Origin of the sequence: Lachnospira intestinalis, assembly GCF_040095895.1 — a bacterium.
GTDB classification, from domain to species: domain Bacteria; phylum Bacillota; class Clostridia; order Lachnospirales; family Lachnospiraceae; genus Lachnospira; species Lachnospira intestinalis.
In genome coordinates this window covers 44,720-59,494 of sequence record NZ_JBBMFS010000009.1, presented here as the reverse complement: position 1 = coordinate 59,494, position 14,775 = coordinate 44,720, and the positions used below count along the sequence as shown (strand labels likewise).

Sequence of the window (14,775 nt, the reverse complement as noted above, 5' to 3'; positions counted from 1 at the left end):
ATATAAACCTGCTTATAAACGTGTGAATGTCTTTAACAAATATAGATGACAGATAGGAGTTACTATGGAAAATCAAGATAAAAACCATACCGATGAACCCATTCCAAAAAATCATTTTACACCGAACAGCCGGTATTTTACGATTTTAGTCTATGCACTGGCTTTTGTTCTGGGTGCGATTTTAATTTATATTTTTATCGGACATTTTAATGTGACACTGCGGCTGATTGGACAGATTGCGCATCTGCTTTCTCCGTTTATTACCGGCGCTTTTATTGCATTTGTTTTGTATCCGCTGGTGCATCTGCTTTACCGGGATGTCTTTACCAAACGTTTTAAGATGGCTGTGCGCCCTGCAAAAATGCTTTCTATATTAGTATCCTATCTGCTGGCAATCGGTATTATCACCGTTCTTCTGGTATTTATCATTCCGCAGATATACGAAAGTCTGAGTGATTTAACACAGCTGCTGCCGGTATGGTATAACAATGCCGTTGCCTTTTTAGAACAGTTTGAGGAAACACACACAGCACTTTCCTTTATTGATTATAATGTATTAAATGAAAAAATTTACTCCGCCCTGCCTAAAATCGTAGATTATCTGACCGGCATTATGACTAATATTCTGCCTGTTATTGTTTCTGCCTCCATGGCAATTGTTAAAGGCGTATTAAATTTTGTTATTGCAATTATTGTGTCTGTTTATATGATTTCAGACCACAAGATTATTTTTTACCATTTTAAACGGCTGATGTACACGATTATGCCAAAGCAGACGGCTGATACGACACGCAGTATTCTACGTGAAAGCGGTAATATTTTTTCCAGCTTTATTATCGGCAAAGCAATTGATTCCCTGATTATCGGTATTATCTGTTTTGTATGTACAACAATTTTCCGTTTCCCATATGCCGTGCTGCTGAGTGTGATTGTCGGCATTACCAATATTATTCCGTACTTTGGTCCGTACATGGGCGGTGTTATCGGCGGTGTCGTCATTTTGATTGTCAGCCCCGTAAAGGTCATCTTCTGGGCAATTTTAATTTTAATTATCCAGCAATTTGACGGTCTGTATCTGGGTCCGAAAATACTTGGCGAAAAGACCGGACTGCGCCCGCTGTGGGTTATCTTTTCCATTACCGTCGGCGGCAGCTTATTCGGCGTTGTCGGTATGTTTTTAGGTGTTCCGTGTGTTGCCGTACTAAGCTATATTTTAAATCTGGCAATCGAACATTTTTTAAAAAAGAAAAATATTTATATTACGCCGTATGACAATACGGATGAAATGTAATTTCCGCAGAAATACTTTTGCAATAATAAAAGCCACAGGAAGCGGTTTCCGGGTGTTTGTCCCGCAAGCCTGCTTTCTGTGGCAGTTTTATTTGTTTATGTTATGTTTACCGGTTTGTGTTTTTCAAGTCAGACATTTACTTTGAAAAGGAAGCACCCAGTGCTGTATTTTGTGTACCTGCTGTATACAGCGGGCTGTCACTGCTTACTTCATATAAGCCGGAAAGATTTATGCTTCCGTCTGCATTTCTGAAAATGCTGTGATAATCTGCAGTATAAGCACCGGTTGCAGCATCATAGCCCGGAATCTGTGTACTTACAAAATCCGATGCACTGACTGTGTAATCTGCGCCTTCGCTTCCGCTGTACTTGGTCTTTGCACCGTCTGTACATAACCAGTTATTTACCCAGTATGTACCCACACCTTTATAGTGATATAATGTATGGCTTACAGTGCCTAAGAACTGGTCTGTTGCCGCAGTCTTTTTCTCTGCAAAGGATAACAGATTGGTATAGGCTGCATCCTTTGATGTTCTGTAGCACATATAATTTGCCTTTGCAGCATTATACATACCGTTGTTTACAGAAGTACAGTTGGTCAGTGTCACTGCACCGCCGTTTCCGTTGTCTGTAAATCCTGTTGCACCGTTGTTAAATGCAATGCAGTTGGTAACAACATGCGGTGTCGGACACTGCTTATTGCTTCCGCCCAGCTTAAATCCGTTCATATCGCCGTTTGCCGAACCTTCGCCGTTGGTTAATTTACCGTTACCAAAAGCTACACTGTTTTTAATCGTTACAACGCCTGTAGAACCAGTTGCCGGCTTTGCGTATAAATCCCAGCCGTCATCGCTGTTGCAGTAAGAAATACATCCGTCAAAGACATTTCCTTCACCGCAGGTCAGCTTTGCTGCAAATCCATCTGCATTTTCACAGGTTGCTTCATCTTTGTTATCAAATGCCGTACAATTTAAAATGAGGTTGTTCGACGGCCATAAGTCAATCGTATCGGCAGAAGTGTTGTATCTGCTGATCTGAAGACCGGAGTCATGGTTTGCATAGAACTGGCACAGTTCAATGATATTGTTATCACCGGATAATAACATACCGTTATCGCCTGCATTGCAGATATCAATATCGTAAAAATGCCAGTAAGAACCGTCTAACACGATTCCTCTGTTGCTTCCCAGTTCTGCCATTCCGCTAAAGTCAATGGTAACTGTTCCGCCGTTTATGCTGCTGATGGTTTTATAAGCGCCTTCTGCCCCGCTGTTGCTCTCGGCAATTACGATTGGCGCACCATACAGTTCATAAGCCTTATAAGTTCCTTCTTCCATCCAGATGGTATATCCGGCTGAAATGCTGTTAATCGCTGTCAGTAAATCCATCGGCGCATTCTGTGTACCGGCTGCTGTTGACTTTCCGGATGGAGATACGTATAAATCACACTTTGTCTGTTCCGGTTCTGACGGAGTTGTCGGTGTTTCCGGTTCAGACGGTGTTGTCGGCTGCTCCGGCTGTGTCGGTTCTGTCGGTGTCACAGGTGTTGTCGGTGTTTCTGACTGCTGTGAAACAGACATATAATACAGATTACCTGTACTTTCCTTTGTAATTTCGTGGCTGCCTGCCTCAATTTCAAGACTTAAAATACCGTCTGTCAATGTGTAAACAGTTCCGTCTACCTTGATGTCACTGCTGTTCTTCTGATTGAAAACCAGTACCAGTTCTGCCTTGTCTGTCGTTGTAAATGTAATCTTTGTCTTGCTTTCAATCTTTAAGCAGGTATCTAACGAAAGTCCGTTATAACTTACTGTACCCTTATTGGAAGAAAGTTTACCGGAAATCATATAGAAATCACTGCTTGTTCCGTCCGTTGAGAAATTATGTACCTTTGCAGTTGTTTCTGCCGGTGCTGTTGTCGGAGCTTCTGTTGTGGCTTCTGTTGTACTTTCAGTTGCCTTTGTTGTGGCTTCCGTAGCCTTTGTCGTGCTTTCGGTTGCTTTGGTTGTAGCTTCCGTAGCCTTTGTCGTGCTTTCAGTTGCCTTTGTTGTGCTTTCAGTTGCTTTTTCGGTTGTGGACGGTTCTACGTCTACACCTTTATAGCCGCCGATTGCAAGGACAGAGGATTTGTAATTAACAACCTTTGCCTTTAAGGCTGTATCAACGCTGTAATTGGTATCATCGGATTCCTGGAATGTCCAGTCAAAGTCACCGCCATTCATACGTCCTGCATATTTTGTAACAATTGACGGTACATCCTGCGGATCATCAATATCTTCTTCTGCTACGCCTAAATCATAGTCACTGCTTGTATCAAAGTTATTGTACGTTGTTGCACCCGCAACGGTCTTATAAGAAGATGGCACGGTTTCTTCTCTTGAAGAAGCAAGATAAGCATCAAAGCTTACTGCATCCGCCTTGGCTGTTCCGGCATCGGAATTGGCATAAATTAAGCTTGAAGCACCAACTGTAATATTGTTGTATGCCTTAATCATACCGCCGTTTTCACCTGAAAATGTACCCTGTCCTAATGCATCTGTACCCTGCATTGAACTCATCATCGGATTCTTGCAGTTTCTGTAGTAGTTTGCTTCTACAAATGCGGAGCTTCCCTTGGTTGTTCCGACACCGTACTTGGCATTGCCGTCAAAATAATTATTGTAAATATGGACTGAGGCAACTCTGATTCTCGGATGACGGGAATCAGAATGATCAAACCAGTTATGATGATACGTTACAAGAAATTCTGCGCTGTCACTCATACCGCATAAAGAGCATTTTCCGGAATCCCAGAAATGCACATACGATACGGTTACATTGGTAGATGCACCCTTAATATCCACAGAACCATCACCCTTTGCCTGGTCTGAATCACCACCTGTTGAGCCATAGAAAATATCCATATTGTGAACCCAGATATTGCAATTCTTTGTATCTAAGGATACACCATCATCCATAAATGCCATTACTGCAAAATTTCTGAATTCCACATTTCCACTGTTTCTTACAAGAAAACCAAATCCATGAACAGCTGCGTCTTCACCGACACCTTCGATTGTGATATTCATTTCGGTGTAAGCACTCTTACCCTTCAGCTGAATACCTTCTGCTGAACTTGAAAAATGGTCTACATCATCTGCCGTAACACAGCCTACGATACGAAAATCAAGCGGCGAAGTATCTTTTGTTCCTGCGCTCTGCTTTGCATCTAAAATTGACTGGAAACCTGTTACTTCCTTGCCGTTTACAACGGCCGTACAGGTCTTTGCTGTTTCCGGTGTCACATAGATCACCTGTGCATCCTTCTTTAATGTACCGTCATCATTGTAAGCACCTGAACCCGTCTGAAACTTTGAATTTTCAGAAAATGCAAAGCCGCTTCTGTCGTACTTTTCAACCTCTAATGAAGAAGTTGATTCAGAAACCGTCTTTCCATCCTTTAATACGGCTGTTACCTTCATCACATAGCTGCCCTCTTTTAAACCGAGTGCATCTGCTCTCCAGTAATCTGCGTACTGACGGATTAACGTATCGTCAAGCTTCTCATACGCATCATCTGATGCGGAAGCCTCCTTTACATATGCGACATAGCCTTCTGCATTTTTAACAGGCTGCCATTCCACATATGCACTTTCCAGCCAGCCGGACTGTTCTGTCAGTGTCAGACCTGCTGCCACCGCTTTTACTTTTCCTGCAAAAGCCGGTGTCACTGCTGTTATTACCATGGCTGCCGTCAGCACATAGGAAAACAGCTTTTTTACTTTGCGATTTGTTTTCATTTTCATAAACACCTTCCCTTCGTTTTAGTCATCGCAAGGGTAATGGTAGCATACTCTTATTTTTATGAAAATGAGACTTTTGGCATATCTTTTGTTAATTTATTGTAAATCTTTTCCTATATTCTGTGTCTTTTGACCGTTTTTTCTGTATATTTTTCAAAATTTCTTGTATTGTTATCTGTACATTCATTTGTATTTACAGCCCGGACGGGTATTTACTATTTTTTTGACCTCATTCCAGCTTCTGCAAAAACGAAGCAGTTTTTTATTGACTTTTTTTCTGCAATACGCTTCTCTTGAAAGGCTGTTGAGCCATCTTGACTTACAGACACGCACTGTTTTCACGCTCCGGTTTCATGTTCTTTCTATATTATATGATATCAGGGTGCTATGTGCCAGTGGCATACGTTTAGCGTGAACCGAAGCGGATCGTAGACGTAGGAGTGCGTAGCACGGAATCATCCATAGATATCATAGTTGAGGGCTTTTGCCCCCGATATCATTATATGCAGTATTACCGCTTGGCAATCAGTTTACAGATCGGATTGCCGGCCTTGGAAAAACGTTCCTCATATTCTGTCATGACGTTTCCTTCATTTAAAGCTGCATCGTGGTGTAAATCATATGTACAGGCTGTCAGTTTCCATTCCGCCTCTTTGACTTCTTCCACGGAAAAATCAAATAAATCCTTGTTGTCTGTTTTAAATTCGACCTGTCCGTCCTGTTTTAAAATGACGTTATACCGCGCAAAAAACTGGCGTGAAGTCAGACGTCGCTTTGCATGTCTGTCCTTTGGCCACGGGTCTGAGAAATTCAGATAAATACGGTCAACTTCTCCCGCACCGAATACTTCGCAGATATTTTCTGCATCCATTCTGATAAAACGCAGATTCGGCAGCTGCAATTCTTCCTGTTTTTCAACGGCACGAAGCAGCACGCTGGAATATTTTTCGATTCCTACATAATTAATATCGGGATTTTGTGCGGCAAGTGTTGAAATAAACCTTCCCTTGCCCATGCCGATTTCAATCCGCACCGGGTTGTCATTGCCAAACACTTCATGCCATGTGCCTTTCATGCCTTCCGGTTCTGTAAATACATATTCATTTTCTACCATCACTTCCCTTGCACCGGGAACATTTCTAAGTCGCATATTTATTTCTCCTAACTGAATGATTTCGTATATTGTGTGCCATGTGGGGATGATTTGTGCAAGCACAGTTCTGCTTTCTACCCGCACTCGCGAATTCGCGCTGATGCAGCCGCTCTATTCGGACGCTCGCCTCCGGCTTTGCTGGGTGTTGGCTCTATTCGCCGTGCTTGTCCGGGAAAGCTTTCTGCTTTCCCGGACTGTCGGGCATTCGCCCTATCTTCCTCAAGCTTAAAGCAGAACTTTGTGCAAGCACAGTTCTGCTCTCTACCCGCACTCGCGAATTCGCGCTGACGCGCTCTGCATTCTGCTTCGCAGAATATTCGCTCGTTAATAACGCAAGAAAAGGAAATGTCTGCTTCGCAGCCGCTATTGCTTCTCTCGGACGCTCGCCTCCGGCTTTGCTGGGTGTTGGCTCTATTCGCCGTGCTCGTCCGAGAAAGCTTTCAGCTTTCCCGGACTGTCGGGCATTCGCCCTATCGGCTAAAATCGTCTAAAAGTGCTTTGTGCAAGCACAGCACTTTTTTCCTCTTTCAGCCGGCACGGCTCATTGCTTACGCACATTATATAATATTCCCCTATATTTACACAACTACTACTTTACAGAAAGTTTTTCTTAGCGTAAACTAGTAATTAAACGATTTTAATTGAATTTTTGTTATATGGAGGTTTTTATGCGCAGCAAATGGATTAACAGGGTGCTGTCTGTTGCTTTACTTTTTACAACATTGACCACTTCGGTTTCTTATACATTTTCAACAGCTTATGCAGAGGAGGCGGGGGCTTCTACACAGCAGTCTGCACAGTCTGGGGTTTCATGGCCGGAGGCACCGGAAATTTCAGCGGGGAACGGGATTTTGATTGATGCCGATACAGGGGCAATTCTTTATGAAAAAAATGCCTATACCAAGTGTTATCCTGCCAGTACCACAAAAATTTTAACCGGTCTTTTAACCGTGGAAAACTGCGGTATGGACGAAACTGTTACTTTTTCACGTGCCGCAGCCAATTCGGTTACATGGGAAGATTCTAACCTTGCAACAAAGGTCGGCGAACAGTATACGGTTGAACAGGCTTTGTACGGACTTTTACTGTATTCCGCCAATGAAATTGCCTATGGTCTTGCAGAGCATGTCGGTGGTTCTTTGGAAAATTTTGTAGAAATGATGAATGCCCGTGCAAGAGAACTGGGTGCGGTAAATACCCACTTTGCCAACGCAAGCGGTCTTTATGACCCGAACCATTATACAACGGCTTACGATATGGCAATGATTGCCCGCGGCTGTTATAACAACTCTACTTTCGTCAATATTGATTCGACAGAAGATACGTACACCATCGGACCTACAAATCTGACCGGTGAAAGCCGTACTTTCCGTCACAGACACCAGATGTTAAAAGGCCGTCCGATGTATTATGAATACTGCAAAGGCGGCAAAACCGGTTTTACGGACCAGTCCGGTTTTACACTCGTAACCTTTGCGGAAAAAAATGATATGCGCCTGATCTGCGTTGTTTTTAACTGTTCCGATTCCAATATCCGTTTTACGGATACACGGACACTGTTTGACTGGGGATTTGATAACTTTAAGAAAATTACCGCTTCAAGCGATACCATTTCCTCTTATTTTTCGGGTTCAAATTATTATCAGTCTGCTGTATACAGCCGCTATCCTGAAAATTTCAGTCTGAGTGCTTCTACGCTGACCATTCCAAATCATGCGAATGTAAGCGATATTACGCTGGCGGTCAATGAAAATTACACGCCGGAAGAAATTGACAATGCCTATACAACAGGGATCCGCTTTAAATACGGCGATAACACGGTTGCCACTTCTTTACTGACATTCAGTAAAGGCACGGCACACACGGATAACCGCCTACCGTATCTTTCACAGGATGCTGATACTGAAACGGTTCAGCCGCGCTGGTGCTTTTCTATCAGCATCTGGGTAATTGTGGCAGTCTTTGCCGCCGTTGTCATTCTTATCTGCTTCATTAGGGATTATCAGATGTCCAGACGCCGCAGCCTGCACGCACGCAGACACCACAGACGCCGCCGGTAACAGCTGTAAAAAAATATTCAACCAGCTTTATTAAACCAAAAAACTCCTTACAGGGTGCTTAGCCTGTAAGGAGTTTTTTGGTTTTTCCGATATACTTTTGCATTCCGCAAATATCTTATTGGATTTATCTTGTATTTGCCCTGTTGTATATCGTATTTTGTATACTGTATCCGCTATACGGTATATCCTCTGTTTCCCGATGCGTTTTCAGCGATTTCGGTTGAAGTACCCATATTAGAATACGTCAGTCCCGCATAGACCTGTTCGGCATTGCGCATGACCGGACCGGTTGTATCCTGTCTGCTGACCTCATAAAATGACCTCCGAAGCTTTGAAAGCATGGAAATCACTGTATCCAGTACCGTCACATCATGCCCTGCATCTGCCTTTACAAGAAAACGCATCATGGAAACATATATTTTAAACAATTCCTTTGAAATATCATATTGCATATCCAGACTGCTTTCCAGCTCATCTACGACACGCTTCGCCCGCTTTAAGGACGCATGATATTCATCATCGTTTTTCTCCCGGTACGCCGCCTGCGCATCCTGCACCGACTCTATTGCAATATCATATAAAATAACAATCAAATCCGACTTTGATGCCTGTGACACCCGGTAAGAATACGTTTTAATCGAATCACTTTTCATAATCTGAAACCTTCTTACTGAAGAATCTGAAGTACGGTTGACGGTCTTTCATTGGCCTGGGCCAGAATAGAAGTTGCCGCCTGTGTCATAACATTTAATGAAGTGTATTCTGTCATTTCTTCTGCCATATCTGTATCGGTCATGGTTGAAATGGCTGATGTCAGATTTTCAGACGCTGTTCCTAAGTTGTTGGTTGTATGCTCAAAACGGTTTTCGTAAGCACCCATCTGGGAACGGACACGGTTTGCATAAGCAACAGCCGTATCAATGGTATCAATGGCTTCACTTGCCGTAACCGATGTCATGACATTTAAATTTTCTGTTCCGAGCGTATAACTTGTAACTGCCGGAATGTCTATCAGAATCACCTGATTTTCATTGGCACCGACATGAACGCTCATCGTTCCCACATCTGTTACTTCCTGTGTAACCTTTGCAGTCTGTGTGCTTGTTGCCGTAGACTTATCATCTGCTTTTGCTGTATCAGAAAACTGTGTACCTGCCACATTTGACGGTACATCCGTTACAAATGTTCTGTTGTTGACATCCTTTACCGTTACTCTTGTGCCGCTTGTTGAAATAACTGCGCTGTCTGCAAATCCCACACGCTTGCCGTCATTGTCCAGAGTAAATTCGGCCTGTACGTCACTGCCTTCTGCATACATGCCACTATTTGTTGCTGCTGTGGCAATTCCAAGCATATTTGCTAACTGTGCATTACTGCATGTGATATTCATGGTTTTTGAACTGCCGCTTTCTTTTGTCATAAATACAATATTATTACCGGCATAGCTTGTCTGCGGTTCATAGCCTGCATAATCTGTGCCGTTTACCTTTGTATCGTTTGTGGCACCTGCCGTAATTGCAAAAACACGTCCGCCAATCTTATCCGCACCGTCAACCAGCTTACCCATAATGCCTGCGAGTGTATCTCCCTCGGAAATTTCAATCCCATAGCCGTTCATACTGATTGTTCCTGCCTGCTCCTTTGTAACCGTTGCAGTATCACTCATGGTAACCGCACCGTTACCAACCACAATTGCCTGTCTTGCATCCTGTGTAATGGTAATGCCATAATTTCCGGCCACAAAATTATCCGATACTTCAATCTGATTGACACCTTCATAATTAGAGTAAACACGTCTTGAAAGATTACCACTGATTAAAGTCTGTGAATTAAATTCTGTGTTGCTTGAAATTCTGTCGATTTCTGAATTTAAGCTGTCAATTTCGCTCTGGATCGCACTGCGTTCATCAACGGAGTTTGTTCCGTTGGCTGCCTGTACAGACAGCTCCTTCATTCTGGCAAGCATGCTCTGGATTTCTTCCATCGCACCTTCTGCCGTATGCAGTACGGATACACCGTCTGCCGCATTGTTATCCGCCTGATTTAAACCACGCAGCTGTAATCTCATTTTTTCGGAAATTGCATATCCTGCGGCATCATCTGATGAACTGTTAATTTTATATCCTGATGAAAGTCTTGCAATCGACTTTGTTAATCTGTCCTGTGACTTCTGCAAAGCATTGTTGGAAACAATCGCAGAAACATTTGTAGCTATTCTCATTGTCTATACGTCCTTTCTGTTGTCTGAATAAAACATCTGTTGATTATATCGGTTTATTTCTAAGAAACCATAAGCCTGTTCCATAAAATTTCACATTTGCCGGTTTACGCTTATGCGTTTTCTGTCTTTCCCGCCAAAGCATATACTATCGTCTTTGCCGCCTTGTACAGTTTATCGGATGCCACGCTTTCTGCCGCTTTATCATACATTACACGGCGTACGGTACGGATATCCTGACAGTGGACTTCCACCTCTTTGAATCCGTTGTTTTCCTTTAGTTCTTCTGCCGCCTGCTCCAGTTTTTCAGAAAGCTTATCGGCGCTCGTATCGGAAATGCCGTATAATTCGGCGCTGTCACTGCCGACCTTTGCTTCTACGGAAACGGTTCCAAGCTCCTGCGTATTTAAGTGAACTGAAATTCTTCCCTTTTCTTTGGCATCCTGTACCAGTGTCAGGTGAATCATGCCGACACCTTCCTCTGTCACCATTGGAATCCGGTAATCATGTCTTTGGCTTAAATTGCGGATTAACCCGATTTCCCTGTAACGCATTCTCAAATCGCGGATTGTTTCGTAATCCTGGTTGTCATCTGCGGCAACTGCCGTTTCAAGGTCTTTTGCGGCATCCTCTTCCAGATCATCATATGCTGCTTCGAGTGCCTGTCTGTCACCTGACTTTTCTAAAAATGTCTCTGCTTTTGCAGTGTCTTTTTTATCTTCACCAAATACACTGTTATAATAGCCTGACTGCATAATGTGTTCCATTGCAAGCACCTGATTGACCGTTACCGGCTGTTCATTGTCTGTCAGTTCTTTGATAACCGCCTCTTCCATGGCAGATGAACTACGCAGTGTATTTAAGTATTCATCATAATAAGCCGCTTCTGCATCTTCATCATAAGCTGCCTCAATATCCTCGCAGAAGGCTTCAACCGAATGTTCGTCAATCGGCTGTTCCTGCTGTACTGTCTTTAACGACAGCGGTGTCACATGCTCCCCTGTTGTTTCAAATAAATTACCGAAATAATTCACCTTTTCCTGAATCTGTGGAATTGCTGCCTCATCATCTATCGTATAATCCATGCCTGCGGCACGTCTGCTGTTATATGCCTTGCACAGATTTTCCATGGTGATTTCTTCATTCTGCTTGACCAGTGTTCCGATTGCCGCTCCGGCATCCTTTGTAAAAATGTTCATCATCTTGTAAATGCCGATAAACTGGTTTCTCTCCTGCTCACTAATTCCGTCAGTCTGATCTAACTTATATAAAAAGCGGCTGTATTTTTCCTCTTTATCGTTATCCTGCTGTGCATTCATTTCCGTCAGGTATGCATTGACCGTATGAATGTCTTCTGTCATCGGATTGATATTTTCACGGATCATCGCAAGTGCCGTTTCCGGTTTCATATTCCGAATCAGATTTTGAAGGGTGCTGTGGATTTCCTTGATATTTTCAACACCTTCTTTTGTAATCTCCATCTGATTTTCCGCAAAAATACGTACTGCATCACGGTTTGCCTGTGTATTTTCAAGATTCAGTTCCTTTAAAATGTCTTCCGTGCTGGCATCTACGGCTTTTTTGAGCGAATCGCCAAGGTCCTTACGCACTTCTGTTCCGACTGCCCTGTATTCCTGTCCCGCCTGCTCAAACTGCTGTCTGAACGCACTTCCCTTCTGCGCAAAGTCGGCAATCGTCATCACTTCATTTTCGGCTTTTTCTTTGACAACCGCTCCCATCGATACATCCGGTGCATATTTAATATCATGCAGCGCGCGCTTGACCTGCATTACCGTCTGGTAAGACGATACAATCATATTCATTGTGCTGTCTGTTCCGGAAAGTCCTGCCACTGCGGCCTGTGTCTGACCTTCAAGGCTGTTCTGTGCTGCGCCTGCCGTTCCGGCTGTCTGCTGTGCCATACCACCTGCCGTATTCTGCTGTGCCTGTGAATCCTCAGCGTAGAGTGCCACCGCCTGATGATACGCATCAAGCTGTTCAATAAGACTTGCAATCGGCTCGGCATTTAAATTGACCCCCTGTTTTGCAAGAAACAGTCCGGCATCGGCAGTCATTAAAATACGAATCTGCTGTAACTGCTCGTAGCGGTCATAAACCTGCTCATTTTGATAATCCTGTACATTCTCCTGCACAAAATCCATGGTGCTTTCTTTGCTTCCAATCTCAAACTGAAAACGGTAAGAAGCCGCATCGACACTGTTCATTGCATTTCTTAAATTTTCAATATTAAATGTTTCATCATTTTCCGTTACATAGGCCACATGGCGGATGTCCGCATTATATACGGTACTGATTGCATCGGCAACCGTCTGATACGTTCCCGTACTGTTAATTAACAGCGTATCCGATGCATTCTCTCCCTGTGCCATACCGTTTACAATACTGCCAATCAGCTGTTTTAAGCCGTCCCCGGACTGTAAATCCGAAATATTTAAGCTGTCTAACTGTACTTTATATAAAATATTTTCTTTGGTGATTGGAATGTCATTTTCCAGCAGATTCCGTGCGGTTGACAGTGTTGCCCCATTGGCTTCAAGACCGGCGCGTCCGATAACCGCCGCCGCCTGCGGCATTAACTGCTGCCATTCATCTTCCGTTACCGTCACCTTTGCGTTCTGCTGTCCCTGACTGCCCTGTGACTGCATATACTCTGCCTTGTATACATTATCAATTGTCGGTGCAAGCCGGTTTTTCACCAGATAATTTTTCGCTTCTCCACTTAAATCGGAAATCTGTGAAACCTTATCCACCGCGCCTGCAAGTTCTTCCACATTTTCCTGTGTTGCCGGAAGATTGCCTGCGCTCATCTGATTGGAGATTTCCTCTGCCATGCCCGTACTGCCGACAACCTGTTCAATCTCATCAGTGCTTAATCCCTCTCCCGCAAAATAAACTTTCTTGCCGTGTGATGCCAGTTCAATCTTAATGCGGTCCACGATACCGACCATTTCTTCCTGTGACAAATCATTCAGGTTAAATCCGTCCTCATCAATCTTTACGGCATCTGCACCGGAAAGGCGCTGGAACAGTGCCTTTAAATTGGCTTTGGCATTGGTCGCGCTCTGCATAAGCTGTTCTTTGACATCATCGGTTTCCTTTAATAAAGAATGATATGTGTTCTGGTCTAATTCCTTCTGATTCACCTGCATACCGGATATCAGCACATTGGCAAAGTCTGCTGCCTTTGTGCTTCCCTCTGTCTGTGTATTGTTTTTTATATTAATTGATGCACCCTGACTTTTGTCGGTGCCTTTTGCCAGTTCTGATGCTGCAATTGTTAAATCCATTCTTTTCACCTCAAAAAAATACTATCTATAGACACACCGTCTTATAGATAGTATTTCGTCACATTTTTACATTTCATTTAGTCCGATTTAGGATTCCTCATAATACTTCATCAGTCCCTGTGTGCCTAAATCACCCATCCCTTTGTCTTCCAGCGTTTCATACATTTCAAGCACCGTATTTAAAACTTCCAGATTGACATCACGGTCTTTGGCTTTCTGCGCGGCAATCTTCATGTCCTTGATAAAATGCTTCAAGAAAAATCCCGGTGCGTAATCGTCCTTTAAAATCTTTGCGCCAAGGGAACTAAGCTGAAAGCTCGCCGCCGCACCGTCCTTTACGGAAGCGTACAGCTTATCCATATCAAGTCCTGCCTTCTGCGCATAAGCAAATGCTTCGCACACGCCGGACAATGCACCCGCAATCATAATCTGATTTGCCATTTTTGTGTGCTGTCCGCAGCCTGCGCTGCCTTCGTATACAATCGTTTTCCCCATGGCTTCAAAAAGCGGCATACAGGCATGAAAATCCTGCTCCTCACCGCCTGCTAGAATCGAGAGTGTTCCGTTTTTTGCACCTGTATCTCCACCCGTAACCGGCGCATCCAGCGCGTGCTGTCCGTTTTTCTTTGCTTTTTCATAGATTCTTATTGCAAGCTGTGGACTGGTGGTCGTCATATCAATAAGGTATGTACCGGCGGCGGCACTGTCAAGTATATTTCCTTCCGCAAAATATACTTCTTCCACATCCTTCGGAAAACCGACAATCGTAATCACGGCATCTTTTCCTGCCGCACAGCTTCCGATAGAATTACACCACAACGCACCCTCCTGCAATACATCTTCAACCTTTGCCTTGGTTCGCGCATAAATGGACACTTCAAATCCTGCTTTCATAAGGTTTCTGACCATAGATTTTCCCATAATGCCGACACCGATAAATCCGATTTTTTTCATGTGTATGCTC

The 14,775-nt window shown here is 43.6% G+C and carries 8 protein-coding genes; 2 read left to right on the top strand and 6 right to left on the bottom strand.

Translation table 11 applies throughout. From position 1 onward, the window contains the following. Window positions 1-64 precede the first annotated feature (64 nt). The gene (locus tag WMO37_RS10725; RefSeq protein WP_349155003.1) at window positions 65-1,291 is read left to right on the top strand and encodes an AI-2E family transporter; all 1,227 of its coding nucleotides are present in this window, start codon (window positions 65-67) and stop codon (window positions 1,289-1,291) included. 136 nt (window positions 1,292-1,427) lie between these two features. Here WMO37_RS10725 and WMO37_RS10720 read toward each other — a convergent pair whose 3' ends face one another. Together WMO37_RS10720 and trmB are read right to left on the bottom strand one after the other, a co-directional pair. Next, window positions 1,428-5,075: a right-handed parallel beta-helix repeat-containing protein gene (locus WMO37_RS10720; RefSeq protein WP_349155002.1), complete on the bottom strand. Its 3,648-nt coding sequence runs from the start codon at window positions 5,073-5,075 to the stop codon at window positions 1,428-1,430. Window positions 5,076-5,583: 508 nt separating this feature from the next. Beyond that, entirely contained in the window at window positions 5,584-6,222 is a 639-nt protein-coding gene (gene trmB, locus WMO37_RS10715) for a tRNA (guanosine(46)-N7)-methyltransferase TrmB (protein ID WP_022432424.1), read from the bottom strand. Window positions 6,223-6,893: 671 nt separating this feature from the next. On the opposite strand from trmB, the gene WMO37_RS10710 reads away from it, so the two are divergent. Next, complete coding sequence (locus WMO37_RS10710; RefSeq protein WP_349155001.1) at window positions 6,894-8,285, top strand: D-alanyl-D-alanine carboxypeptidase family protein; 1,392 nt, start codon at window positions 6,894-6,896, stop codon at window positions 8,283-8,285. A 173-nt stretch (window positions 8,286-8,458) separates the two neighbouring features. On the opposite strand, the gene WMO37_RS10705 is transcribed toward WMO37_RS10710, so the two are convergent. The 4 genes from WMO37_RS10705 to WMO37_RS10690 form a co-directional block, all read right to left on the bottom strand. After that, the gene (locus WMO37_RS10705) at window positions 8,459-8,938 is read right to left on the bottom strand and encodes a flagellar export chaperone FliS (protein WP_349155000.1); all 480 of its coding nucleotides are present in this window, start codon (window positions 8,936-8,938) and stop codon (window positions 8,459-8,461) included. A gap of 14 nt (window positions 8,939-8,952) precedes the next feature. Then, complete coding sequence (locus WMO37_RS10700; protein WP_349154999.1) at window positions 8,953-10,506, bottom strand: flagellin N-terminal helical domain-containing protein; 1,554 nt, start codon at window positions 10,504-10,506, stop codon at window positions 8,953-8,955. A 110-nt stretch (window positions 10,507-10,616) separates the two neighbouring features. Beyond that, window positions 10,617-13,811, bottom strand: coding sequence for a DUF6240 domain-containing protein (locus tag WMO37_RS10695; RefSeq protein ID WP_349154998.1), 3,195 nt, complete (start codon window positions 13,809-13,811; stop codon window positions 10,617-10,619). Between the two features lie 87 nt (window positions 13,812-13,898). Continuing rightward, entirely contained in the window at window positions 13,899-14,765 is an 867-nt protein-coding gene (locus WMO37_RS10690; protein WP_349154997.1) for an NAD(P)-dependent oxidoreductase, read from the bottom strand. Window positions 14,766-14,775 lie beyond the last annotated feature (10 nt).